Raw genomic sequence first — 22356 nt, 5'->3', positions numbered from 1 at the left:
TACTAAAACCCGCCCCCCGCGATCCCCATGTCTGACGCCCCAACAACCCCAACTGCGGCTCCCACTGCAATCGAAACCGCCGCCCAACTGCGCCAACAGCTCCAACAGTGGGAGCACGCCTATTACGTACTCGATGCGCCGCTGGTGCCCGATGCCGAATTCGACCGCGTGTTTCGGCAATTGCAGGCGCTGGAGGCGGCGTACCCCGAGCTGCGCACGCCCGATTCGCCCACCCAGCGCGTGGGCGGCCAGGCGCTGGAAGGCTTCACGCCCGTGCGCCACCGCATTCCCATGCTCAGCATCCGCACCGAAACCGACATCAGCGCCGAGGGCGCGCGCGCCTTCGACGCCCGCGTGCGCAAAGAGCTGGGCCTGGGGCCGGAGGATCCGCCCATCGAATACCAGGCCGAGCTGAAATTCGACGGCCTGGCCATCAACCTGCGCTACGAAAACGGCCTGCTGGTGCAGGCGGCCACGCGCGGCGATGGCGAAACGGGCGAGGAGGTGACGCACAACGTGCGCACCATCGGCCAAATCCCCATGCGCCTGGCCACCGATGCGCCGCCCGCCGTAGTCGAGGTGCGCGGCGAGGTCTATATGCGCCGCGACGATTTCGAGGCCCTCAACAATCGCCAGCGCCAGAAGATGGCCGAAGGCGACAAAGGGGCCAAAACCTTCGTCAACCCGCGCAATGCGGCGGCAGGCGCCATCCGCCAGCTTGACCCGGCCATCGCCCGCCAGCGGCCGCTATCGTTTTACGCCTACGGCTGGGGCGAGATCACCGGCTGGGCCGATCAGCCCGCCACGCAGGCGGCCACGCTGGACGCCTTTGCCGCCTGGGGCCTGCCCGTCAGCGCCGAGCGCCGCACCGTGCAGGGGGCCGAAGCGCTCATCGCCTTTCACCAGGACATCGGCGCGCGCCGCGACGCCCTGCCCTTCGACATCGACGGCGTGGTCTACAAAGTCAACCGCCTGCTGCTCCAGCGCGATCTGGGCTTTGTCTCGCGCGAGCCGCGCTGGGCCGTGGCGCACAAATACCCCGCGCAAGAAGAACTGACCACGGTGCAGGAGATCGACGTGCAAGTGGGCCGCACCGGCAAGCTCACCCCGGTGGCCAAGCTCGCGCCCGTGTTCGTCGGCGGCGTGACGGTGACCAACGCCACGCTGCACAACGAGCTGGAGGCGCAGCGCAAAGACGTGCGCGTGGGCGACACCGTCATCGTGCGCCGCGCCGGCGATGTCATCCCCGAAGTCGTCGCCAGCCTGCCGGAAAAACGCACCGGCGACGCGCCCGTGTTCACCATGCCCGCCACCTGCCCCGTGTGCGACAGCGCCGTGGTGCGCGAGGAAGGCGAGGCCGACCACCGCTGCACCGGCGGCCTGTTCTGCCCCGCCCAGCGCAAGCAAGCCGTGCTGCACTTTGCCAGCCGCCGCGCCATGGATGTGGAGGGGCTGGGCGAGAAAATCGTCGATCAACTCATCGCCGGCAACCGCATCCGCACCCTGGCCGATCTGTACCGCCTGAGCGTGGACGACTGGGCCGCGCTGGAGCGCATGGGCCAGCGCTCGGCGCACAACCTCGTCGCGGCGCTGGCGCAATCCAAAACCACCACGCTGGCGCGCTTTCTGTTCGCCCTGGGCATTCGCCACGTGGGAGAGCGCACCGCCAAGGATGTGGCCGCGCACTTCGGCAACCTGGCCGCGCTGATGGGCCAAACGCCCGAGCAGGCCGCCAGCGAAGAACAACTGCTCACCATCCGCGACGTCGGCCCCGTCGTCGCCCGCAGCATCCACACCTTTTTCCAGCAGCCGCACAACCGCGAAGTCATCGCCGAGCTGCAAGCGCTGGGCGTGCATTGGAGCGAGAGCGAAGGCAAAGCCGCCGCCAGCGCCAACGCTGAGGCAGGCAGCGCCGCCGCCCTGCCCCTGGCGGGCAAAACCATCGTGCTCACCGGCACCCTCACCGCCATGGGCCGCGATGCCGCGCGCGACCGGCTCGAAGCCCTGGGCGCCAAAGTCTCCGGCTCCGTCAGCAAGAAAACCACCTGCGTCATCGCCGGGGCTGAAGCGGGCAGCAAACTCGCCAAGGCCGAGGAGCTGGGCGTGCCCGTGCTGGACGAATCGGCGCTGCTGCACCTGCTGCAAGCGCCCGATGCACTGCCTGCCTTGCTGCCCGCCTTGCCGGATGGCCAATAATCCATCAATCCAATCAAAAGAAATTCGATTTGAATACTAACTTGCCAAAACAAGGTGATTTTATTTCCTTTTGATTTGCAATAAAAGACAGCAAACCGAGCAAGCCTTGCCCCGCCGCCCCATGAAAACCCCGCTTCCCCCCTGGCGGCATTTGCGCCACCATCGCCCCCTTTGGCGTGCGCTGCGTCCGCCCCTCTCCGGGCTTTTTCTCCAGGCTTTTTCAACCGCTCATCACCCCATGCGACAACTCTGGCGCGATCTCAGCGCCTCCACCGTCATCGCAGGCTTTGTCGCCGTGCTGGTGGCCTTTACCAGCTCCACCGCCATCATCTACCAGGCCGCGCAGGCGCTGGGCGCCACGCCCGAGCACATCACCTCCTGGATCTGGGCTATCAGCCTGGGCTGCGGCCTGGTGGCGCTCGTGCCCTCGCTGCTGCTGAAAAAGCCCGTCATGTCCGGCTGGTCCGTGCCCGGCGCCGTCGTCATCGCCACCACGGCCGCCAGCGGCAACGGCTTTACGCTGGCCCAAGGCGTGGGCGCTTTCATGATGAGCGCGGCGCTGATCGTGCTCGTGGGCGCCACCGGCTGGTTCGAGCGCGCCATGGGCCGCATCCCCCTGGCGCTGGCCAACGCACTGCTGGCGGGCGTGCTCGGGCGCTTCGCGCTCGACGGCTTTGCCACCGCCCAAACCGCCCCCGTCATGCTGGCGCTGATGCTGCTGGCCTACCTGGCCGCGCGCCGTTGGCTGCCGCGCTACGCCGTCATCGTCACCCTGCTGGCGGGCCTGGCCCATGCCAGCCTCAGCGGGCGCATGCAATGGGCGGCCATCGGCGCTCTGGAACTGGCCTCGCCCGTGTTCACCTGGCCCGAGTTCACCTTCAGCGCCTTCGTCAGCATCACGCTGCCGCTGTTCATCGTCACCATGGCCTCGCAAAACCTGCCCGGCGTGGCCGTGATGCGCGCCACCGGCTATTTCATGCCCGTCTCCGGGCTGATTACGCTGACCGGGCTGGTGACGTTCGCTCTCGCGCCCTTCGGGTGCTTTTCCGTCAACCTCTCCTCCATCACCGCCGCCATCTGCATGGGCCCCGGCGCACACGAAGACCCCGCGCGCCGCTACACCGGCGCAGTGGTTTGCGGCCTGCTGTATTTGCTGGTGGCCTGCTTTGCGGGCGTGCTCACCGGCCTGCTGCTGGCCTTCCCCAAAGAGCTGGTGCTGGCCATCGCCGGTATCGCCTTGCTGGGCAGCATCGGCAGCGGCCTGGCGCAGGCCATGGCCGACGAAAGCCAGCGCGAAGCAGCGCTGATTTCGTTTCTCGTCACCCTCTCGGGCGTCAGCCTCGCGGGCATCGGCTCGGCCTTCTGGGGCGTGGTGGCCGGCGTGGCGGCGCTGTTCGTGCAGCAATACCGGGCCAAGCCCTCCCACACCAATCATTGATTTAGAGCCTGCCTGCCCTCGGCCGAGCACACTCCAGTGAAATATCAGCCTCATGAGTCAAACGCTTCGGATGCGTTGTTATGCAAGGCGCGTTGCACGCCGTAGATGGCGCACAGCACCAGCCCGAAGCCCAGCAGCGCGGGCCTGCCATGTTGGGTTTTCGCTGCGCCTCAAGCTGCGCTTGCCGCCCTTCACGCATTTTCCAGGTCTGAATTGACATCCCCGCTCCAGCCCAATAGCCACTCTTTCACCGTTTGCGTGGCGGGGCCGATGGGGCGTTTGGCAGGGGTGCAGACGTGATAGAGCTCTCCCGGCAGATACGGCTCGCGCACCACTTCCAGCAGGTTCAGGCGCAGTTCCTCGCGCAGCAGCGGCAAGCCCAGCAGGGCGACGCCTTGCCCGGCCAGGGCGGCTTGCAGGGCGTGGGTGCCGTCGGAATAGTGCGCGCCGGTTTGCATGGCCTGCGGCGGCAGGCTGGCGGCGCGCGCCCAGGCGGCCCAGTCCAGCGCCTGTTGCGCAGGCCCGCGCCAGTTCAGGTGAATCAGCGGCCATTGCGTGGCATCGGCCGGCAGGCGTTGCTTGAGCCAGGGCGCGGCCACGGGGGCGAAGCATTCTTGAAACAGCGCCTCGGCCTGTACGCCGGGCCACGGCCCTTGACCATAGCGCACGGCCAAATCGGCGGCGCCCGCGTTCAAATCCACCGGTTGGTAACTGGCGTGTACGTGCAAGTCCACCGCCGGGCAGGCGGCCTGAAATGCCGCCAGCTTGGGCACCAGCCATTGTCCGGCGAAATCGGGCGTGACCGATAGCGTTACCCGCGCCCGCCCGGGGCTGCGCATGCGCGCCACGGCGGCGGCGATGCCGTCCAGCCCATCGCTGACCGCCGCCCACAGCAGCCGCCCTTCCGCCGTCAAAGCCACGGCGCGCACCTGCCGCACAAACAGCGCACAGCCCAGCGCTTCCTCCAGCGCGCGGATGCGGTGGCTGACCGCCGTGGCGCTGACGGAAAGCTCCACTGCCGCCGCCTTGAAACTGCCCAGACGCGCCGCCGCCTCAAACACGGCCAAGGCATCGAGCGAAGGCAATAAACGGGACATATATAGATGAGCAAAAGTTATTCATTGACTGAAAATATACCGTTTGTCGTCAATACAGCTCAAGCTCAAAATGGGTTTTCACATTCATTTGATTCATCCGTCAAAAGGAAAACCCATGACCACTTTGCTTCATTTGGACGCCAGCGCCCGCCCCGGCCTTTCCGGCCAGGATGCCTACGGCTCGCACACCCGCCGCCTGTCGGCCCGCTTCATCGCGCAATGGCGACAGCACCAGCCCGACGCGCGCGTGATTTACCGCGACGTCGGCCAGCATCCGCCCACGCCTGTGAGCGGCCAATGGATACACGCCGCCTTCACCCCCGAAGCGCAGCGCGAGGACTGGATGCACGAGGCGCTGCGCGAAAGCGATGCCTTGATTGACGAGCTGCTGGCGGCCGATGTCATCGTGGCCGGCGTGCCCATGTACAACTTTGGCCCGCCCGCCCAGTGCAAGGCCTGGGTGGACAACATCGTGCGCGTGGGGCGCACCTTCGGCTTTGACCGCAGCCGCGCAGGCGATCCGTACTGGCCGCTCTTGGCCGGGTTGGGTAAGCGCGCCGTGGTGCTCACCTCGCGCGGCGATTACGGCTACGACGGCGGCAAGATGCAGGGCAAAAACCACGTCGAAGCCAGCCTGTTCACTGCGCTGTCCTATCTGGGCATTACCGAACATCACAGTATCGTCGTGGAATACGACGAATACGCCGACGAACGGCTGGCGCAATCGCTGCGCGATGCCGAAGCTGCGGTGGATGCGCTGGCGGCGCGGCTGACGGCTGCGATGGCATAAGTGTGGCCGGTCTGCGGACATGAGCGCCGCTGGCGCCACAGCCGGGCAGCCGCAGGCCATGAAGCGCTTGATGAAAAACAGTTGCGAAGGACCTGCATGGATTCATTAACCCAAATCGCTCTTGGCAGCAGCGCGGCAGCCTTGGCCGTCCCTGCCGCGCACCGCCGCGCCGCATTGCTTGCCGGTGCGGCGCTGGGCACCTTGCCTGATCTGGATGTGCTCTGGTTCAAGCTGGCGGGCAGCGATGCCGTCACGGAAGTCACCTGGCATCGCGGGCCATCGCATTCGCTGTTGGTATTGGCCGCGCTGGGCTGGCTGCTGTGGCGGCTGGCGAAAAAGCGCAGCCAGCTTGTGCGCCAAGCGCCACGGCCGTGGCTATGGGCCATTTGGCTGGCGCTGCTGACCCATCCCCTGCTGGATGCGTTCACGGTGTACGGCACGCAACTTTTATGGCCGCTGCCCATGCCGCCAGTGATGTGGTCGAGCATATTCATCATTGACCCGCTGTACACCCTGCCACTGCTGGCGGGCGTCATCGCCGCGTGGCGGTTGTCGCCGCGCGCCACGCAGCCGGCATTGCATGACGATTCTCGAACCATCGCAGCGCGCCGCTGGCTGCTGGCCGGATTGCTGGCCAGTTCGGCCTATCTTGGCTGGAGCGTCGCCGCCAAACTCTGGGTGGATCGCTCGGCCTCGCAAAGCCTGGCGGCTATGGGCTTGCAAAATGCCCCGCGCCTTTCCATGCCGCTGCCGCTCAATACGATGCTCTGGCGCGTGATCGCGATGACGCCGGATGGTTACTGGATCGGCGATCGTTCCTTGCTTGATGGCGGAGCGATGACCTTCACATTCCACGCCAGCGACAACCGGGCGCTGTCACAACTCGCCTCCGAACCGAAGGTGCAGCGCCTGTTGTGGTTCACGAACGGATTTGTCGGCGCACAGCCGCAACAACGCGACGGCCAACAACGGCTGATCCTCTCCGACCTGCGCATGGGGCTGGAGCCGGATTACTTCTTCCGCTACGACATTGCCGGCATGGATGCGCAAGGCCAATGGACGCCAGCGCCTGAAATCACGCGAGTGAGCAGCCCCCACAGCCGCACCATACCGCTGGGCTGGGTGTGGCGGCGCATTTTTGATAGCCGGGCGGCGGCGCCCTTGCCGTGACCTGCGGCATCCGCATCAGCACTGTACAAGCTGCTTTCAACCGGGGCAGAGCGCGGATGTATCCATGCCAACAGGCTGTCAGCCAGATCCCGCATGCCCCTGCGAACTGGTCGGCGCGGCCTTGTTTGCACCCGGCGTCTGCCTGCTGCACCTCAATCGCGCCGCTGTTGCCGCCTTCAGCAGGCGCTGGAATGTGGGGCACTGGGCGTGGCTGGGCGCTGGGCACACGGCTGTGTGCCGCAAACATTCGCTCATGGCTTTCAGGCGTTTGATGGTTGCATCGATTTCGTCCGCTTTGGCCAGCAGCAGCTTTCTGTCCACTTGCGGCGCACCCTGGGCAGAGAGCATGGCGCGAATCTCGTCCAATGACAGACCACCCTCCTGCCCAAGCCAGCGCGACTGAAAGAGCCAAGGCTGCCTGAAACCGCTTTGATTGGAAAATCAGCGTTCAGCCTGCTTGATTCAGGGGGCATTTGCCAAAAGGCGTCGCTCAAAAAACACCTGCGGCGGTCCGCCCTCGGGGTGTGACAATCGGATGCTGCGGATTGGCTCAGGCCGTAACCCAACAATTATTGAAATCATCCAGCTTGGCCATGCCGGGTTTTCGCTGCGCTTCAAGCTGCGCTGGCTGCCGCAAGATTGATCGCCGCCCCCCGAGTCATGCCCCGGATGCATCAGGTACGAACGGGGTGCCCTGATGAAAGCGCATGACCCAGCCATGGGCCGTGCGTGTCCATAGGGACGAGCGGTGCGTGTACTCCAGCGCTCCCGTTTCTCGCGTCACGATGCTGTCATACAGCAACTGTGCGGTATCGGCATCCAAAAGACGCACATGCAGATTGGGCAATGGCAAGCGGCAAGCGATTGGCTGTGGTGCTGCGGCCAGACACTGTTCCCGGGTATAGCTACGCCCGGAGCGACCCAGTTCGATGAAGTCGGCAGCCAAGTGCCGCGCCATGAATACCGGATCAAACCGGGTTTCTGCTCGCCACATGGCCTGTTCCAGCGATACCAATATCGCGACATCTGCTGGATTTAGTTCACTCTGCCGCATGGGCTTGTCCGTGCCTTTCAATGCCCACCTCCTTCAGCCTGATCTCCTTCAGCCCACCATGCCGTGCTGCATCGCCCACGCCTGCGGCGTGACGATCCAACCAGCGGGAAAATCCTCGCGCAAGGCCAGCAAATCGGCATCGCCAGTAATCAGCGCCTGCGCCTGACCCACATGCGCCAGCGCCAGAAATACCTGGTCTTTTTCATCCCGGCAGGCGGGCAGTTCGGGCCAAGCTTCGGGAAGCTGAACCACTTGCGCATAGGGCAGAAAGTCGGCCAGCAAATCCTGTTGCTGCTGCGCGGTCAACTTGAATTTTGGATAGGCCAGCACGCGCAGCAACTCGCTGGCCGTGGGCTTGCAGACCAGGGGGCGCAGCTGCCCGCGTTGCCAGGCGTGGCGTAGCCAAGCCAGCCGCCCGTTGCTGAACAACAGGGCGGAAAGCACCACATTGGTATCGAGTACGACGCGGGGCGCAGCGTTTGTCATCCGCGCCGCGCCCAGGCGATGGCGTCTGCCACGTCTTGCTCGCTGATGCCCAGCTGCTGCAATTGGTCGCGCACGACCTGAGCCTGATGGATGCGCACCGGCGTCAGCACGATGCGGCCGTTTTCAACCTGCACATCGAAATATTCGGCGGCATCGACTGCCGAAATGGCTGCCTTGGGCAAGGTGATCTGGTTTTTGACCGTCAGTTTGGCGAGCATGGCTTGTTCCCTCAAAAGATGAAGTAAGGAAATCTTACTCCCTTCAATGGCAATTACAAGCAATCAGCGACGCTATTTCCAACCCCTCAAATCCGCCGCCATAGCTGCTCGACCGGCGCCCGCACTTTCTGCGCCTGGGTCGCCGCCGCTTTGCCCACGGCCACCAGCAGCACGGGCAAGTGGCTTTCCGGCAGGCCTGCCAGCTGGCGCACGGCGGCGGGCTCGAAGCCGCTCATGGGGCAGCTGGCCCAGCCTGCCTCGGTAGCGGCCAGCATCAGCGCCATGGCCGCCAGTGAGGCGCTGCGCATGGCCTCGTCGCGCTGGGCCTGGGGTTGTTCGTGGAAGGCCGACTGGGCGAACGCCACCCAGCCGTCGGCGGTGGCCTGATCCATTTGTCCGGCCGCGACCACCGGCTGCAGCCTGGCTGCCAGGGCTTGGTAACCCAGCAGATCGCCGCTGATGATGAAAACAGCGGCGGCCTGCAAGATCTTGGGCTGCCTGAAAGCCGCTTCGTACAAAGCCTGCTTGGCCTCGGGCGAGCACACGGCGGTGAAGCGCCAGTTTTGCAGATGGAAGGCCGAGGGCGCGAGGCTGGCGGCCTGCGCCAGATGCCGCAGCTCGGCATCGCTGATGGCGCTTTCGGCAAAGGCATGGGCGGAGCTGCGCTGGCGCAGCAGTTCAATCAGATTCATGAAGACTCCTTGGACGCATTTTGGAAAGCCTTGCCCTGCAAGGCGCGTTGCACGCCGTAGATGGCGCACAGCACCAGCCCGAAGCCCAGCAGCGCGGGCAGGCTCAGGCGCTGGTCGAGAAACACCCAGCCCAGCGCGAAGGCGCACACCGGGCTGAGCAAGCCCAGCGAGGACACCACCGCAGGCGGCAGCAGGCGGATGCCGCGGAAAAACAGCGCATAGGCCAGCACCGCGCCCACCAGGCACAAATACAGGTAGCCGCCCCAGTGGCGCAGGGTCAGCGCCGGCAGCGGCGCTTCCAGCCACAGCGCCAGCGGCAGCAGGAACAGGCCGCCGGCCACCAGCTGCCAGCCGGTAAAAGCCAGCAGCGGCATGGACGACTGCCAGCGCTTGGAAAACCACAGCCCCAGCGCCATCGAGGCCGCCCCGGCCAGCGCCGCGACCATGCCCAAGACATCGAACCGCGCCTGCGGCGAATACACCAGCAGCGCAATACCGGCCACGCCCGCCAGCGCCCAATACCACGCCGCCCTGGGCTGCGGCTGCCGCCCCAACAGCCAGGACAACGCCAGCACCATCAGGATTTGCGTCGAGGTGAGAATGGCCGCCAGCCCGCCCGGCAGGCGATAGGCGGCCACAAACAGCATGGCTTGGAACAGGCCGATATTGAGCACGCCCAACAGCAGCAGCCGCAGCCATTCGCCGCGCTGCGGCCAGCGCCGTGTCCACAACAGCAACAACAGCCCGGCGGGCAGGCAGCGCAGCAAAGCCGCGTAAAAAGGCCGATCCGGCGGCAGAAACTCGGTGGTGACCAAATACGTGCTGCCCCAGATCAGCGGCGCCAGCGCCGTGGTGAACAGCAGCAGGGGATAACGGGCGGGAGGCGGGTTCATGGAGGCTCCTGTCGATTTATCTTCAATTAAAGACAAATCCATTCTGCTCGCCATTTATCTTTAAGTCAAGATAAAATGACGACCTGTTGCCCGCCAAGGAACCGCCCATGAAGACCCACCCCGATCACCAAGCAATGCCCGATGCCGTAGACGCCATCGTCGCCCAATGGCAGCGCGAGCTGCCTGAGCTGCCCACCGCCGACATGGCACTGATCGGCCGCCTCAAGCGCTGCGCCGCGCTGATCCAGCCCCGGCTTGAAGCCGTCTTTGCCGAACATGGCCTCAGCAGCGGCGGCTTCGACGTGCTCGCCACCCTGCGCCGCAGCGGCGCGCCTTATACGCTGAGCCCCACCGCCCTGTTCGCGGCGCTGATGATCACCTCCGGCACCATGACCCAACGCCTCAAACAACTGGAAGCGCAAGGCTGGATCCGCCGCCTGACCAACCCCGACGACGCCCGCAGCCTGCTGGTGCAGCTGACCGACAGCGGCAAAGCGCTGATCGAAGCCGCCCTCCCCCCCCACGTGGACAACGAAGCCCGCCTGCTCGCCGCCCTGCCGCCCGACGCCCGCCAGCAACTCGATGCCGGCCTCGCCGCCCTGCTGCGGGTGTTGGAGAGGCAGATAGCGAATCCTTGAGCATAGGCGCTCACGCAAAGCTGGCGCGGGCCTGGCGCACTGCGCTAAGCGGCTCCAGTCACCGGCGGCGGGTTGAGTTCGGCGAACTGGCCGTTCCAGTAGGGGTAGTAGGGATAGGGCGGCATGCGGAAGCTCGCCGCATCCAGTTGCGCCATGTGCTCGGCGCTGAGCGTCCAGTCGGCGGCGGCGAGGTTTTGCCGCAGCTGTTCTTCGTTGCGTGCGCCGATCAGTACGGTGGCGACGCTGGGGCGTTGCAGCAGCCAGTTGAGGGCGATTTGCGGCACGGGGCGGCCGGTGTCGGCGGCGATGGCGTCCAGCGCATCGGTAACGCGCCACAGGTGTTCGTCCGCAACAGGCGGGGCAAATTGCGCGGTTTGGTGCAGGCGGCTGCCTTCAGGCAGGGGCTGGCCGCGGTGCAGTTTGCCGGTCAGCCGCCCCCAGCCCAGCGGGCTCCACACCACTGCGGCCACGCCTTGGTCGAGCGCCAGCGGCATCAGCTCCCATTCGTAATCGCGGCCAATCAGCGAGTAGTACACCTGATGCGCCACCGGCCGCGCCCAGCCGCGGCGTTCGCTGATGCCAAGCGCTTTCATCAGCTGCCAGCCGGCGTAGTTGGAGGCGCCCACGTAGCGCAGTTTGCCCGCGCGCACCAAGTCGTCCAAGGCGCGCCAGGTTTCTTCCAGCGGGGCGCGGGCGTCAAAAGCGTGCAGTTGCAAGAGGTCGATGTAATCCGTGCCCAGGCGCTGCAAGCTGGCGTCCACCGCGCGCAAGAGGCGATGGCGGGATGCGCCGGCGTCGTTGACGCCTTCGCCCAGGCGCAGCGCGGTTTTGGTGGACAAGATGATTTGGTCGCGTCGCCCGCGCATGGCTTCGCCCAGCACGCGCTCGGATTCGCCGTCGGAATAGACGTCGGCGGTGTCGAAGAAATTGACGCCCGCCTCGATGGCGATATCCAGCAGGCGGCGCGCGTCATGGGCATCGGTATCGCCCCAGGCGGAAAACAGCGGCCCTTTGCCGCCAAAGGTGCCCACGCCGAAGCCGAAGGCGGAAACTTTCAGGCCGGATTGGCCGAGGAAGCGGTATTGCATGGGAATGACTCCTTGGATATCAGTGGAAAAGGTTTTTAGGTCGGCGCAAGCGCTCGCGCCGGATGGCCGCCCAGGCCACAATCGTGGCCAGCAGCGGCATGACAGCAGCGAACAACGGCAGTACGTGCAGGCCCAGCCCCTGGGCGATGACCACGCCGCCCAGCCATGCGCCAATGGCATTGCCCAGGTTGAACGCGCCGATGTTGAGACTGGAGGCCAGGCTTTGCGCCCGGCCTGCGCGTTGCAGCACCCACATTTGCAGCGCGGGCACGGTGGCAAAGGCGGCCGTGCCCAACAGCAGAGAGAACCCTGCCGCCGCCGGGCGGCTGGGTAAGGCGGCGGTCATCAGAGCCAGCACGGCGGCCAGCCCCGGCAGGCTGATCAGCAACGCGCGCGCCACGCCGCGATCGGCCAGCTTGCCGCCCGCCAAGCCGCCGATGACCATGCCCACGCCGAACAGCAGCAGGATGGGCGCGACCGCGCTTTCAGCAAATCCGGCCGCTTCCATCAGAATGGGCTGGATATAGCTGTGCACCACGAACAGGCCGCCAAAGCCCAATACCGTCATGCCCAGCCCCAGCAGCACCGGCAGGCGCAGCGCTTGGCGCACCTCATCGCGCACCCGACCCGGCGGCGCATCGGCCTGCGTGCGCGGCACCAAGACCAGCACCACCAGCGCCGCCAGCGCGCCAATGGCCGTTACCGCCCAAAAGGTCGAGCGCCAACCGTAGTGCAAACCCAGCCAGGCTCCGGCGGGCACGCCCAGCAAGGTGGCCAGCGTCAGCCCGGTAAACATCAGGGCAATCGCCTGCGCCTGTCTGTTCGGCGGCGCCAGCTGCGCCGCCACCACCGACCCCACGCCGAAATAGCTGCCGTGCGCCAGCGCCGTCAACACCCGCGCCGCCAGCAGCCAGCCATAGCTGGGCGCCAGCGCGCAGGCCAGATTGCCCAGGGTAAACACCGCCATCAGCCCCAGCAGCGTGGCCTTGTGCGGCAAGCGCCGCGTGGCCAGCGTGAGCAGCGGCGCGCCGAAAAACACCCCCAACGCATAAGCGGAAATCAACCAACCCGCCTGCGGCAGCGTCACCTGCAACTCGGCGGCCACCTGCACCAAGAGCCCCATGATGACGAACTCGGTCGTGCCGATGCCGAACGCGCCAATGGTCAGCGCATACACCGCCAGCGGCAGGCGTTGGGGGGCAGAAAGCGGCATGGACATCCTTTTCTTATCGTGGAAAAGCGCGCACTATCCGCTTTTTGATTACCCAGATAAACCGGCGTATTCTTGAATCTCTTTCAAAGGAAAATTGAAAAAGGAGCCAAAATGACCACTACGGCCACCGCGAACCACCCGCGCCATCAGGCAAGCGCCGCCCGCCTGCCGCAAACGCCATGAATCGCTTGAGCGACATCGCCCTGTTCCTGCAAGTGCTCGACAGCGGCTCCATCAGCGCCGCCGCGCGGCACATGGACATCTCCCCCGCCGTCGCCAGCCAGCGCCTGCAACGGCTGGAAAGCGAACTGGGCCTGCGCCTTCTGCACCGCACCACGCGCCGCCTGCACCCCACCCCGGAAGGGCTGGCGCTAGCCCAAGAAGGCCGCCCGCTGGTGGCCGAACTCGAAGCCCTCGCCAGCCGCCTGCAACAGCACAGCCAGCGCATCAGCGGCGCCCTGCGCCTCACCGCCCCGCCTTCTTTCGGCAGCCACTACCTCAACCCGCTCTTGCCTGGCTTTCTCGCCGCCCACCCGCAATTGCACATCTGCCTGCATCTGGATGACCGCCCCATCGACCTGGCGGGCGACGGCTTTGACCTGGCCATCCGCATCGGCGCGCTGAGCGACTCCAGCCTGATCGCCCGACGCCTGGCCGACAACCACCGCGCGCTCGTCGCCGCCCCCGGCTACCTGAAAACCCGCGGCGCGCCGCAGCGCATTGCCGACCTGGCCGAACACGACTGCCTGCTGCACCACAGCCACCCCCGCCCGCACTACTACTGGCGCCTCATCAACCCCGAAGGCGAAGAAGAAAGCGTGCGCGTGCACGGCCGCCTGGCCAGCAACTACGGCGACGCCCTGCGCCAGGCCGCCATCGCCGGGCTGGGCATCGCCATCCACTCCCTCTGGCACATACACCAAGACCTGCGCGCCGGGCGGCTGGAGCGCGTGCTGCCCGACTGCCGCCTGCCCGACAGCGGCATCTACGCCGTGATGCCCACCCGCAGCCACACCCCGCCGCGCGTGCGCGCCTTTGTCGATTACCTGGCCGAAGCGCTGGCCGGGCTTGATTGGCATCCCCCCTGAGCGGCAACGCTCATGCAGAAAGAATGAGCGCGGATTCGGCGTGCCCCTGCTAAACCCCTGCAGCCACCGGCGGCGGGTTGAGTTCGGCGAACTGGCCGTTCCAATAGGGGTAGTAGGGATAGGACGGCATGCGGAAGCTGGCGGCGTCCAGTTGCGCCATGTGTTCGGCGCTGAGCGTCCAGTCGGCGACGGTGCAGACGGCGCTTTGTACTGCGCACACCGAGGCGTTCTCGCACGGGGGCCGGAAAGTGCATAACACGCTCTAAAAAACCCTTGCGCCCCACCGACCAGGCTGCCTGAAAAGCTTTCAGGCAGCATCACAGATACTTTTCCGCTTCGCGGATACTCAAAGCCGCCATGTGGCTTCGGTGGCGGGTGATGAATGCACGCACCCATGCGGGGTTGGTTTTGCTGTAGTCACGCAATGCCCAACCGATGGCTTTGTTGATGAAAAATTCTTTTTGCGCCAGGTTGTTGCGGATAATTTGCTCCAGGAGCGCGGCATCGGTTTTTTCTTTGCGCAAAAGCTGGTGATCGATGGCGACGCGCCGCAGCCAGATATTATCGCTGCGGCTCCAGTCCAGCAGCACGGCGTTCACTTCCGAGTAATTCAAGGCAATGCCGCCGACAATGCGGTCGAGCACGTCGGACGTGTCCCACCACGATTTTTCAGTAATCAGTTTTTCAAGGCGGGGGATGTCTTGCGGCGTGAGCTGTTTTTGCATGGCTTTCAAATAGTTCAGTGCGCAATATTGCAGCTCGCGGTACGGGCTTTCCCAGCATTGGGCGACGAATCGCCAATCAATATCCTGTTTTGCCGCCTGCTTGAAAAACGGCTTGCAAATCTGGGCGATGTGGGGCTTGGCAATGCCCAGATAATCAAAGCGGTTTTTCATATACGCCTTCATCGGCACGGCGCGCTCGGGGTCAGCGGCGCTGTGCAAAGCGGCCAGTAATGCTTCGCTGTCGATCATGGTCTTATGCTCAGGCTTGGGGTGGGCGGTTTTGCCCGGCGTATTGATGTTTTCGATGGCGATTTTGTCGTCAGACATGCAGCTTCTCCTTGATGGCAATGGGCGGATTTTTGAAGCCCATGCCTATCCACGCGCCCAACAGCTTGGCGTAAAACCCCAGCGATTGCTTGGGCAGATTGGGCAAATCGTCAGGTAGGTTTGAGGCGTCGGCCAGATCGCTCGTCATGGTGCGCATTTGCGGCTTGGGGCGGGAAGCCGCCGGCCACAGATGCAGGTAAATATCCAGCCAGTGCGCACCCTTGAGCTCCATGAACATGGGCGTGTTGCAGCAGGTGGCGACCACGCGCCGGGTGCCCGCGTCGTCCGTCAGGCGAAATTCGGCCAGACGCTCAAAGCCCTCCACAAAGCGCACGCGGTCTTTGCGATACAGGGCGGTTGCCGTCGCGCCCAGGGGCGTGAGCAAGTTGTGCGCCTGCGGAAGCGTCGCCAAACGCCCGGCGGCGGCGCGACAGCTGTTGCACAGGCATTCGGTCACCATAAACGGCGCACCGATCACTTCCATTTGCGCCTTGCCGCAGCGGCAGGCCAGTGGAATGGATGGGGTCATGAATGTTTCTCCTTACGTGGTTATGTATTTTTGGACAACATGAGGGATCAAGCCGTCTTGCCGAAGTGCGCCAGCTGGTCTTGGTGCGCTTTGACGAAGGCGGGGCGGGCGGTGGCGCGAGCCACGTAATCGCGGCAGGCGGGGGCGTCGGTCAGCGCGCCGAAGTGCGCCGCCAGACGCAGCACATCGCTCATGGCGATATCCGCTACGCTGAAATCTCCCGCCAGCCATTCGCGGTTTTGCAACACGGTTTCCATGCGGCTCAGACAATGGTTCAGGGTGGCTTGCACGTCGCCGCGCCAAATGGGTTCGTCGGGGGATTGCTGTAGCCGGTAGCGGAACAGGCGGTAGGCGGAAAGCTCCACGGTGTTGAGTGCGGCAAACAGCCAACTGACGGCTTGTGCGCGGGCTTGCGCATCGGCGGGCAAGAGTTTTGGGCTTTTTTCGCCCACATGCAGCAGGATGGCGCCGCTTTCAAACAAGGCGATCTCGCCGTCACGAAAGAAAGGCGCTTGTCCGAAAGGTTGATGGTCGAAGTGGGTGCGGTGCTGTATGGAAGTGCTTTCCACGCGGTAGGGCAGACCCGCTTCTTCCAGCGCCCAGCGCACGCGGATGTCGCGCACAAAGCCGATGGCGAAGTCGGGTGCGGTGTCAAAGGTGGTGAGGATCATCATGGGGTGTCTCCAAAGTGAATGTGTCTGTCGTACAAGAGCGGCCATCCTGCCGCAAATCGCCGTGCGGCATTTGTCACGGATTGCGCGCAGGAACAGAAAGCAGGTTTTGTCCGGCCATATTCCGGGGGCTTCATCAATCAAAGTCCGCGAATCATGATGCAGTCTTGTTCATTTTCGCGGGCAATTTCAAAACCCAATTTTTCATACATGCGCAGCGCAGGATTGGCCTTTTGAATCGAAAGCGAAACTTGCCTGTATCCCCGCTCTTTCAAAGCCAAAAGAATTTGTTGCATAAGCGCCGTGCCAACACCCAAATTTCTGTATTCCTTGAAAAGCGAAATGGAAAGGGATGGCGTTTCATCATCAACATGGCCAAAATCATGGATGATACGCGTCCATACCGCCCCTGCCACCCTGCCCTCGACTTCCGCCACATAACAGACATCATCTTTTCTGCCAAAATCGGCAACATATTTTTGCAAATCAGGGTGGTTCACAATATCTTTGGGCGGCGCTTGCGCCCCTTCAGGAATGAAAATCGCCTCATACAGAAATTCATTCAACAGATTGATTTCGCAAGGCCTTAATTCTCTTATTTCATAAATCATGCCAGCCCCCCGCTTGCGTCATTTTTAATGAAACAAATTCATTTTGAAACAGGCACGCGGTGGATTTGGCGTCTTCAAATCAGCGCGAGGCTGCCTGAAGTGGTTTCAGGCAGCCCCAGCAACGTCTGCCGCAATACCGCATAAGGCCGATGATGCCGTCCTTTGCCAATCGCCAAGCCGCGCTACAAGCCCTTGCGCATGATGCGCTGCGCCAGTGCGGGCGAGAGGCGCTGGATCAGCGCCAGCAGGCGAGTTTTGCCGCCCAGCACCTCATGGCGGTCGGCCGCGAAAGCGCGCCAGAACTCGGCGGCCAATGCATCGGGGCTGATCTTGCCCTTGCCGCGGCCTTGGGTCATGGCGGTATCCACCAAGGGCGGCAACAGCTCGAACACTTGCACCGGCGTGCCTTCCAGCTGCCAGCGCAGGGTTTGCGAAAAACTGTGCAGCGCGGCCTTGCTGGCGCAATAGATGCTGGCCGCCTCCTTGGGCACCAGCGCCAGACCCGAGGAGACATTGACAATGGCCGCCTGCGGCTGGCGCAGCAGCGCGGGCAGAAACGCATGGGTCAGCAGCACTGGCGCGGCCAGATTGGTTTCCAGCTCGTGGCGGATGTCGGACTGGTCTTGCTCAAGCAGGGGTCGGTTGATCTGGATGCCGGCGTTGTTGACCAGGATGGAAATATCGCCATGCGCCTGCAACAGCCGGGCGCGGTCGGCAGGCTGGGTGATGTCGGCCACTGCCGTTTGCGCGCCGGGCAAGGCGCGCGCCGCCTCGGCCAGGGCATCGGCGCGGCGGCCTGCCAGCACTACCGAGTTGCCCGCAGCGTGGAAACGCTTGGCCAACGCCAGCCCGATGCCGCTGGCGCCGCCGGTAATCAGCACTTTGTGGCCGGATGTGTTCATGGGTTTGCTCCCTGCGATGAAGCGTGGTCAAGACGCCGCTGGCGCAGCCACAGAAACAGCGGCAGCGCCAGTGACACGCCAACCGCCAGCCCAAGCAAAGCCAGCGGCCCATGTCGCAGGCCGATGCGGCGACTTTCTACCAGCACGAAGGCGATCAGCGCCAAGGCCGATACCACGACATCGGCCCAGACAAAGGCCGACAGCCGGTCGGCCTGAATTTGCTGCCACATCAGCGACAGGTGCAGGCCATGCTCGGCCAGCCACGGGATGAACTGCGCCAGTGGCAGAGCGGTGCCGATCAGGCACAGGGCGAGGTAAAGCCGTTGCATGCGGAGTTCTCCTGCAAGTTGCCATATCCGTCATGGTTAAAGCAGCCGGAAATGGCGCACCAGACGGTCAGCGATCAATCAACGGCTGCCGCCCTGCCGCATTCAGTAGCTTTGCAGTTCGGCATTCACCTGCCACGGGGTGCCGAAGCGGTCGGTGACGATGCCAAAGCCCTTGGCCCAGAAGGTTTCGGCAAACGGCATTTGCACCTGCCCGCCTTCCGAAAGCGCCCGGAAAATGCGCTCGCCCTCGGCCAGGGTATCGACGTTAATCGCCACCTGAAAGCCTTGCATGGGCTGGAAGCCGCCTTCGCTGCAAAAGGCCGGCAGGCTGTCGCTGGCGTTGAGCAGGCGTTCGCCGTTATGCATCAGCTGGCTGTGCGCGACTTTGGTTTTATCGGCTTCGGACAGCGGCGGCATGTCGGGATCGGACGGAATTTGTGCATAAGTCATGATTTCCAGCTTGGCGCCCAAGAGTTCGGCGTAAAACGCCATTGCCTCGGCGCAATTGCCGTTGAAATAAAGATAGGGGCTGAGTTTCATGGGGCTTCTCCTTCAGTGAGGTGAATGGGTGCGCCTGTGGCGCAGATGAAAATGGATGCGTTAGAGCAATTCCAGTTTGCCGAGGCGCTCGCTTGCGCGCTGCCAGGCCGGGTCGGCCTCGATGCGGCGCACGTAGGCGGCGATATGGGGCAAATCCAGCGCGGTGCGCGACACCGCAGCCTGTAGTGGAAAGCTCATCATCACATCGGCGGCGCTGATTTCTTCGCCCAGCAGCCAGACGCGGCCTGCCAGTTTGCTTTCAACAAATTCCAGATGCCGCTTGAGTTGCGGGTTCAAAAACGCGGCGCGCACGCCGCCGGTAATCTTGCGGGCAATGGGTTTGACGAAAAACGGCATTTTGCGCGTTTCGATTTTGCGAAAGACCAGCGACATGACCAATAACGGCATCAGCGAGCCTTCGGCGTAATGCAGCCAGAACAGGTAGTCGGGATAAACCGGGCTATCGACCGGCGGTTTCAACGCGGTTTCCTCTCCATACCGGGTCATCAGGTATTCGATAATCGCGCCGCTTTCGGCCAGTACCAGGCCGTTGTCGTCTATCAGCGGCGATTTGCCCAGCGGGTGGATGCGGCGCAGGCTGTCGGGCGCCAGCGCGGTTTCGGCATCGCGCGCCATGACTTCCGCGCGATATTCCAGGCCGAGCAATTCCAGCAACCAGGCAATGCGGTAGGCGCGGGATTGCTTGAGTGCGTAAAGAGTGATCATGGCAAACGCTCCTTATGGGTTTTTCAATGCCGTTTTCGGGCAGTCTGCGCGGCGATGCGTTGATCTCTGCCACAGACCTGCTTCACAAACCGATGAAGGGCACACCCTACAGGGCAAAGTCGCTCAACGGGGATGGTCAGGCTCGCCATCCTGCCGCAAAGCGCGGTGCAGTATTTGTCACGGATTGCGCTGGCGCAGGTAGTCAAACAGCAGTTTGGGCATATTGACGGTGATCGGCGGGTCGCTCGGACGCAGCGGGCGGAAGGCCAAATCAAGCGTTTGCGGCGCGGGCAGCGGGAAGGTAATCGGCTCGGGATGCAGGGCGCGCAGGCAGTGGTCAAGGCGGAAGAAATCCAGCGGGTTCAGGCTGGGGCGCATTTCGCAGCCGAGCAAGTGGTAGCGGCCGTCGGGAATATGGTCGATGACAAAGCAGCGGGTATGGAACAGCGCCCGCCCCAGTACCGGCACGCCGCGCGGAATCGGCTCGGGAAATAGCCCGACAAACACCAGCGATGCCAGCCCTTCGCCCTGTATTTCCACGCTGAGCGCATGCGTTTGCGGATGGGCGGCGGGGTCGAAGCCATGGTAGGGCAGTACCCGGGCGCGGCCATCATGCAGCGCTTGCCGCAAGGTGGCGCTGAAGGTGGCGGCCTGTGCGCGGTAGTCGCGCGGGCTTTGCCCGGTATGGGCGCGGAAGCGATGCGCATAGGTGGCGGCGCTGGCATGGCCGGCCTCCAGTTGCGAGGCAATCACTGGCTGGCCTTGTACCAGCGGGGCAATGCCCTGCTCGATTTTCAGCGCGGCGATGTAATCGCGCAGGCTCAACCCGGTTTCGGCGCGAAACCAGCGGCTCAGGGCAAAGCGATTGACCCCGAAATGCGCGGCAATTTGCGCCGGGCTGGGGTCTTGGTGCAGCTGGGCACGGATATGGGCGGTGATGGCATCCACGTCGATCATGGCGGGATTGAAACAAAAGCTGGTGTTATCCGCTCAGCACCCGGGTGACACTGGCCAAGTGACGGCCGATTCTTCGTCCGGGCTGCACTCAAGAGCCTTGCATCTGGCGGATAGATCGCAGCATGTCCGGGATGCGCGCCTTGAACGAAAACTGCCCCGCCTGCGCCGCCACGATCATGCCCTCGCCGTACAAAAACAGCAGGTCGGCAACCACCTCGGCGCTCTCAAAGCCGCCTTCTTGCAGGCGCGAAAGCAGAAGCTGGCGAACCTGCGTCTTGTGCCGGGCGGCATGCTGGTGGGGGGCGGACTGGGCATCGGCGTATTCGGCGCTGGCATTGATGAACATGCAGCCGCAAAAGCCTTCTGATTGCGTCCATGCCGCGATGAAGTCCAGATAGGCGCGGTCGGCCTCGCGGGCCGGCCTTTTTTGCAGCGCGGCCTGCATGCGCGCCATGAATTGCTCGTGCCGATAGACCAGCACGGCATCAATCAAACCATCTTTACTGCCGAAGTGCGCGTAGAGCGTGCGCTTGGTGGTGCCGGCCTGCTGCGCCAGCAGCTCCACGCCGCAGGCGTGAAAGCCTTGCCGGTAAAACAGGTCGTGGGCCGCGATGAGGATGTGTTGCCGAGTGTCCATAGATGCGCCTTGCAGAAGTACACCGATCGGTTTACTATCGGTCGCCTGTATACCGATCAGTTTATTCGTGCCAGATCGGGCTGTTCAAGGAGATTGCATGCGAGACAAGATTTTCACCGCCACCGAGCCCTGCCCGCCGCGCCTGCCGTGGCGGATGATTGCCATTGCCTGGGGCGGCGCGGCACTGGCCACAGCGGCCTTCGCCGGGCTGGCCAGCGGCAGCCAGTTGGCTCTGATCCTGGGCTCTTTCGGCGCCAGTTGCCTGCTGGTGTTCGCCTATCCGCAAAGCCCGTTCGCACAGCCGCGCAATGTGATCGGCGGGCACTTCATTGCCTCACTGACCGGGCTGGTCTTTCTGGCCTGGCTCGGCCCGCACTGGTGGTCGATGGCGCTGGCGGTGGGCAGCGCGGTGGCCTTGATGCTGATATTTCGCATGCCGCACCCGCCCGCTGGCTCCAACCCGCTGATCGTGATGCTGGGCGGCGCGGGCTGGTCCTTCCTGCTCACGCCCACCTTGCTCGGCTCGTTGATCATCGTGCTGGTGGCTCTGCTCTACAACAACCTGAGCCAGCCCAGGCGTTATCCCACCTACTGGTGGTAAAGCCGGCGACAGCTTCAGTGCGCCGCCCCGCCCAGCGGCGCATCGGGCATGTGGCCTTCAAAGCGCAGCGCCAGCACGGGCGTGGTGTTGCTGGCGCGGATCAAGCCGAAGCCGTCGGGCCAGTCCACGCGCAGGCCGTCGATGGCGTTGACCTGCGCGGGGGCGCTGAGGGCATTGCCCATCAGCGCTTGCAGCTCGGCGGCCAGGCGCTGGCTGCATTGGACTGGCGCGCTGGGCTTTTGCGGGCCTATGTGTGGCTTATGAATTCCGGCGAGAGCGCCACCATTGCCGCAGCTTGCGCAAGCCATACAGCAGCAGTTGTGCGGGCGGGCGTTGCAAGGCCACTGACCAACCCAAGACATATACCAGCGCAGGCAGTATGAGCATGAGCCAGCCCACCGGCATGGCGCTAACAGCGCCGCCCCGCGCCATCCAGGCCACCAGCGCGCCCACTGCCAGCGCAAAGGCCGCGCACACGTGCAGCAACAGCCCGCCCGCGTCTTCTGGCGATGCGCCAGCTCGGCGCGCCCGGCGCGAAGCCAGCAGCGCGCCCAGCGCCTCATACGAGCAAAGCAGCAGCAAGGGCAAGGCCACGAAGATCAGCCCCAGCCACAGCCCGCCCACCAGCCAGCTGTAGCCGCTGGGCACATACAGCAAGGCCACCCACAGGCCCGCGATCAGGGCGATGACCAGCGCCAGTCGGTGCAAGGACTTTTTCAAGGCTGAGGGCTGCCCTGGGG

28 protein-coding genes and 1 pseudogene are annotated in these 22356 nt (G+C 64.2%); 7 read left to right on the top strand and 22 right to left on the bottom strand.

The genetic code is table 11. The features are described 5' to 3' along the window. The first annotated feature begins 27 nt into the window (after positions 1-27). Positions 28-2196, top strand: coding sequence for an NAD-dependent DNA ligase LigA (gene ligA / locus EBQ26_RS03235; protein WP_122237595.1), 2169 nt, complete (start codon positions 28-30; stop codon positions 2194-2196). A 238-nt stretch (positions 2197-2434) separates the two neighbouring features. Beyond that, entirely contained in the window at positions 2435-3634 is a 1200-nt protein-coding gene (locus tag EBQ26_RS03230; RefSeq protein WP_122237594.1) for a benzoate/H(+) symporter BenE family transporter, read from the top strand. A gap of 191 nt (positions 3635-3825) precedes the next feature. Here the strand turns inward: EBQ26_RS03230 and EBQ26_RS03225 are convergent, their stop codons facing one another. Then, positions 3826-4731, bottom strand: coding sequence for a LysR substrate-binding domain-containing protein (locus EBQ26_RS03225; RefSeq protein ID WP_122237593.1), 906 nt, complete (start codon positions 4729-4731; stop codon positions 3826-3828). Positions 4732-4846: 115 nt separating this feature from the next. On the opposite strand from EBQ26_RS03225, the gene EBQ26_RS03220 reads away from it, so the two are divergent. Then, positions 4847-5521: an FMN-dependent NADH-azoreductase gene (locus tag EBQ26_RS03220; RefSeq protein WP_122237592.1), complete on the top strand. Its 675-nt coding sequence runs from the start codon at positions 4847-4849 to the stop codon at positions 5519-5521. A 96-nt stretch (positions 5522-5617) separates the two neighbouring features. Next, positions 5618-6691: a metal-dependent hydrolase gene (locus EBQ26_RS03215; RefSeq protein WP_122237591.1), complete on the top strand. Its 1074-nt coding sequence runs from the start codon at positions 5618-5620 to the stop codon at positions 6689-6691. A gap of 78 nt (positions 6692-6769) precedes the next feature. Here the strand turns inward: EBQ26_RS03215 and EBQ26_RS03210 are convergent, their stop codons facing one another. From EBQ26_RS03210 to EBQ26_RS03185, 6 genes are all read right to left on the bottom strand, one after another. Further along, positions 6770-7039, bottom strand: coding sequence for a MerR family transcriptional regulator (locus EBQ26_RS03210; protein ID WP_390614161.1), 270 nt, complete (start codon positions 7037-7039; stop codon positions 6770-6772). A gap of 310 nt (positions 7040-7349) precedes the next feature. Next, a complete protein-coding gene (locus EBQ26_RS03205) occupies positions 7350-7766 on the bottom strand; it encodes a nuclear transport factor 2 family protein (protein ID WP_124864101.1) in 417 nt (138 codons plus the stop codon). Positions 7767-7793: 27 nt separating this feature from the next. After that, positions 7794-8231 (bottom strand): putative toxin-antitoxin system toxin component, PIN family, encoded by a 438-nt coding sequence (locus tag EBQ26_RS03200; RefSeq protein WP_122237588.1) that lies wholly within the window; start codon positions 8229-8231, stop codon positions 7794-7796. Further along, positions 8228-8449 (bottom strand): AbrB/MazE/SpoVT family DNA-binding domain-containing protein, encoded by a 222-nt coding sequence (locus EBQ26_RS03195; protein ID WP_122237587.1) that lies wholly within the window; start codon positions 8447-8449, stop codon positions 8228-8230. The genes EBQ26_RS03200 and EBQ26_RS03195 overlap by 4 nt, the downstream gene beginning before the upstream one ends. Positions 8450-8535: 86 nt before the next feature. Beyond that, entirely contained in the window at positions 8536-9141 is a 606-nt protein-coding gene (locus EBQ26_RS03190) for a nitroreductase family protein (RefSeq protein ID WP_122237586.1), read from the bottom strand. Further along, positions 9138-10034 carry an EamA family transporter gene (locus EBQ26_RS03185; protein ID WP_122237585.1) on the bottom strand — a complete coding sequence of 299 codons (897 nt, stop codon included), beginning with the start codon at positions 10032-10034 and terminating at the stop codon, positions 9138-9140. Before EBQ26_RS03185 ends, EBQ26_RS03190 begins: the two co-directional genes overlap by 4 nt. Positions 10035-10141: 107 nt before the next feature. Here EBQ26_RS03185 and EBQ26_RS03180 point away from each other — a divergent pair, with 107 nt between their 5' ends. Then, positions 10142-10672 (top strand): MarR family winged helix-turn-helix transcriptional regulator, encoded by a 531-nt coding sequence (locus EBQ26_RS03180; protein ID WP_238944106.1) that lies wholly within the window; start codon positions 10142-10144, stop codon positions 10670-10672. A 44-nt stretch (positions 10673-10716) separates the two neighbouring features. Here EBQ26_RS03180 and EBQ26_RS03175 read toward each other — a convergent pair whose 3' ends face one another. Both EBQ26_RS03175 and EBQ26_RS03170 read right to left on the bottom strand, forming a co-directional pair. Further along, the gene (locus EBQ26_RS03175) at positions 10717-11760 is read right to left on the bottom strand and encodes an aldo/keto reductase (protein WP_122237584.1); all 1044 of its coding nucleotides are present in this window, start codon (positions 11758-11760) and stop codon (positions 10717-10719) included. Positions 11761-11779: 19 nt separating this feature from the next. Then, positions 11780-12979 (bottom strand): MFS transporter, encoded by a 1200-nt coding sequence (locus tag EBQ26_RS03170; protein WP_122237583.1) that lies wholly within the window; start codon positions 12977-12979, stop codon positions 11780-11782. Positions 12980-13152: 173 nt separating this feature from the next. On the opposite strand from EBQ26_RS03170, the gene EBQ26_RS03165 reads away from it, so the two are divergent. Then, positions 13153-14061 carry a LysR family transcriptional regulator gene (locus EBQ26_RS03165; RefSeq protein ID WP_122237582.1) on the top strand — a complete coding sequence of 303 codons (909 nt, stop codon included), beginning with the start codon at positions 13153-13155 and terminating at the stop codon, positions 14059-14061. A 49-nt stretch (positions 14062-14110) separates the two neighbouring features. Here the strand turns inward: EBQ26_RS03165 and EBQ26_RS03160 are convergent, their stop codons facing one another. The 11 genes from EBQ26_RS03160 to EBQ26_RS03110 all read right to left on the bottom strand — a co-directional run bounded on the left by EBQ26_RS03160 (position 14111) and on the right by EBQ26_RS03110 (position 21015). Beyond that, positions 14111-14281, bottom strand: a complete 171-nt coding sequence (locus EBQ26_RS03160; protein ID WP_238944105.1) for a hypothetical protein — start codon at positions 14279-14281, stop codon at positions 14111-14113. 97 nt (positions 14282-14378) lie between these two features. Next, the gene (locus EBQ26_RS03155) at positions 14379-15113 is read right to left on the bottom strand and encodes a DNA alkylation repair protein (protein ID WP_238944104.1); all 735 of its coding nucleotides are present in this window, start codon (positions 15111-15113) and stop codon (positions 14379-14381) included. Next, positions 15106-15642 carry a GFA family protein gene (locus EBQ26_RS03150; RefSeq protein ID WP_122237581.1) on the bottom strand — a complete coding sequence of 179 codons (537 nt, stop codon included), beginning with the start codon at positions 15640-15642 and terminating at the stop codon, positions 15106-15108. The genes EBQ26_RS03155 and EBQ26_RS03150 overlap by 8 nt, the downstream gene beginning before the upstream one ends. A 47-nt stretch (positions 15643-15689) precedes the next feature. After that, positions 15690-16316, bottom strand: coding sequence for a glutathione S-transferase family protein (locus EBQ26_RS03145; protein ID WP_122237580.1), 627 nt, complete (start codon positions 16314-16316; stop codon positions 15690-15692). A gap of 137 nt (positions 16317-16453) precedes the next feature. After that, positions 16454-16924, bottom strand: coding sequence for a GNAT family N-acetyltransferase (locus EBQ26_RS03140; RefSeq protein WP_122237579.1), 471 nt, complete (start codon positions 16922-16924; stop codon positions 16454-16456). A gap of 182 nt (positions 16925-17106) precedes the next feature. Beyond that, positions 17107-17826: an SDR family oxidoreductase gene (locus EBQ26_RS03135; protein WP_122237578.1), complete on the bottom strand. Its 720-nt coding sequence runs from the start codon at positions 17824-17826 to the stop codon at positions 17107-17109. After that, positions 17823-18155, bottom strand: coding sequence for a DUF2834 domain-containing protein (locus tag EBQ26_RS03130; protein WP_122237577.1), 333 nt, complete (start codon positions 18153-18155; stop codon positions 17823-17825). The genes EBQ26_RS03135 and EBQ26_RS03130 overlap by 4 nt, the downstream gene beginning before the upstream one ends. A 102-nt stretch (positions 18156-18257) precedes the next feature. Continuing rightward, positions 18258-18695: a VOC family protein gene (locus EBQ26_RS03125; RefSeq protein WP_122237576.1), complete on the bottom strand. Its 438-nt coding sequence runs from the start codon at positions 18693-18695 to the stop codon at positions 18258-18260. Positions 18696-18755: 60 nt separating this feature from the next. Beyond that, positions 18756-19421: a glutathione S-transferase gene (locus EBQ26_RS03120; protein ID WP_122237575.1), complete on the bottom strand. Its 666-nt coding sequence runs from the start codon at positions 19419-19421 to the stop codon at positions 18756-18758. A 177-nt stretch (positions 19422-19598) separates the two neighbouring features. Beyond that, complete coding sequence (locus EBQ26_RS03115; RefSeq protein WP_122237574.1) at positions 19599-20378, bottom strand: helix-turn-helix transcriptional regulator; 780 nt, start codon at positions 20376-20378, stop codon at positions 19599-19601. Between the two features lie 88 nt (positions 20379-20466). After that, positions 20467-21015, bottom strand: coding sequence for a TetR/AcrR family transcriptional regulator (locus EBQ26_RS03110; protein WP_122237573.1), 549 nt, complete (start codon positions 21013-21015; stop codon positions 20467-20469). A gap of 97 nt (positions 21016-21112) precedes the next feature. Between EBQ26_RS03110 and EBQ26_RS03105 the strand changes: the two genes are divergently transcribed. Beyond that, positions 21113-21616, top strand: a complete 504-nt coding sequence (locus EBQ26_RS03105) for an HPP family protein (RefSeq protein WP_122237572.1) — start codon at positions 21113-21115, stop codon at positions 21614-21616. A gap of 14 nt (positions 21617-21630) precedes the next feature. On the opposite strand, the pseudogene EBQ26_RS13130 reads toward EBQ26_RS03105, so the two are convergent. After that, a pseudogene (locus EBQ26_RS13130) lies at positions 21631-21825 on the bottom strand (phosphomannomutase/phosphoglucomutase); the annotation flags it as partial. Positions 21826-21874: 49 nt separating this feature from the next. Further along, positions 21875-22336 (bottom strand): hypothetical protein, encoded by a 462-nt coding sequence (locus tag EBQ26_RS03095; RefSeq protein ID WP_147473991.1) that lies wholly within the window; start codon positions 22334-22336, stop codon positions 21875-21877. Positions 22337-22356: the final 20 nt, after the last annotated feature.

This window comes from Allofranklinella schreckenbergeri, from assembly GCF_003703475.1.
Lineage (GTDB): Bacteria > Pseudomonadota > Gammaproteobacteria > Burkholderiales > Burkholderiaceae_C > Lampropedia > Lampropedia schreckenbergeri.
This window is presented reverse-complemented; position numbering and strand designations above follow the sequence as displayed.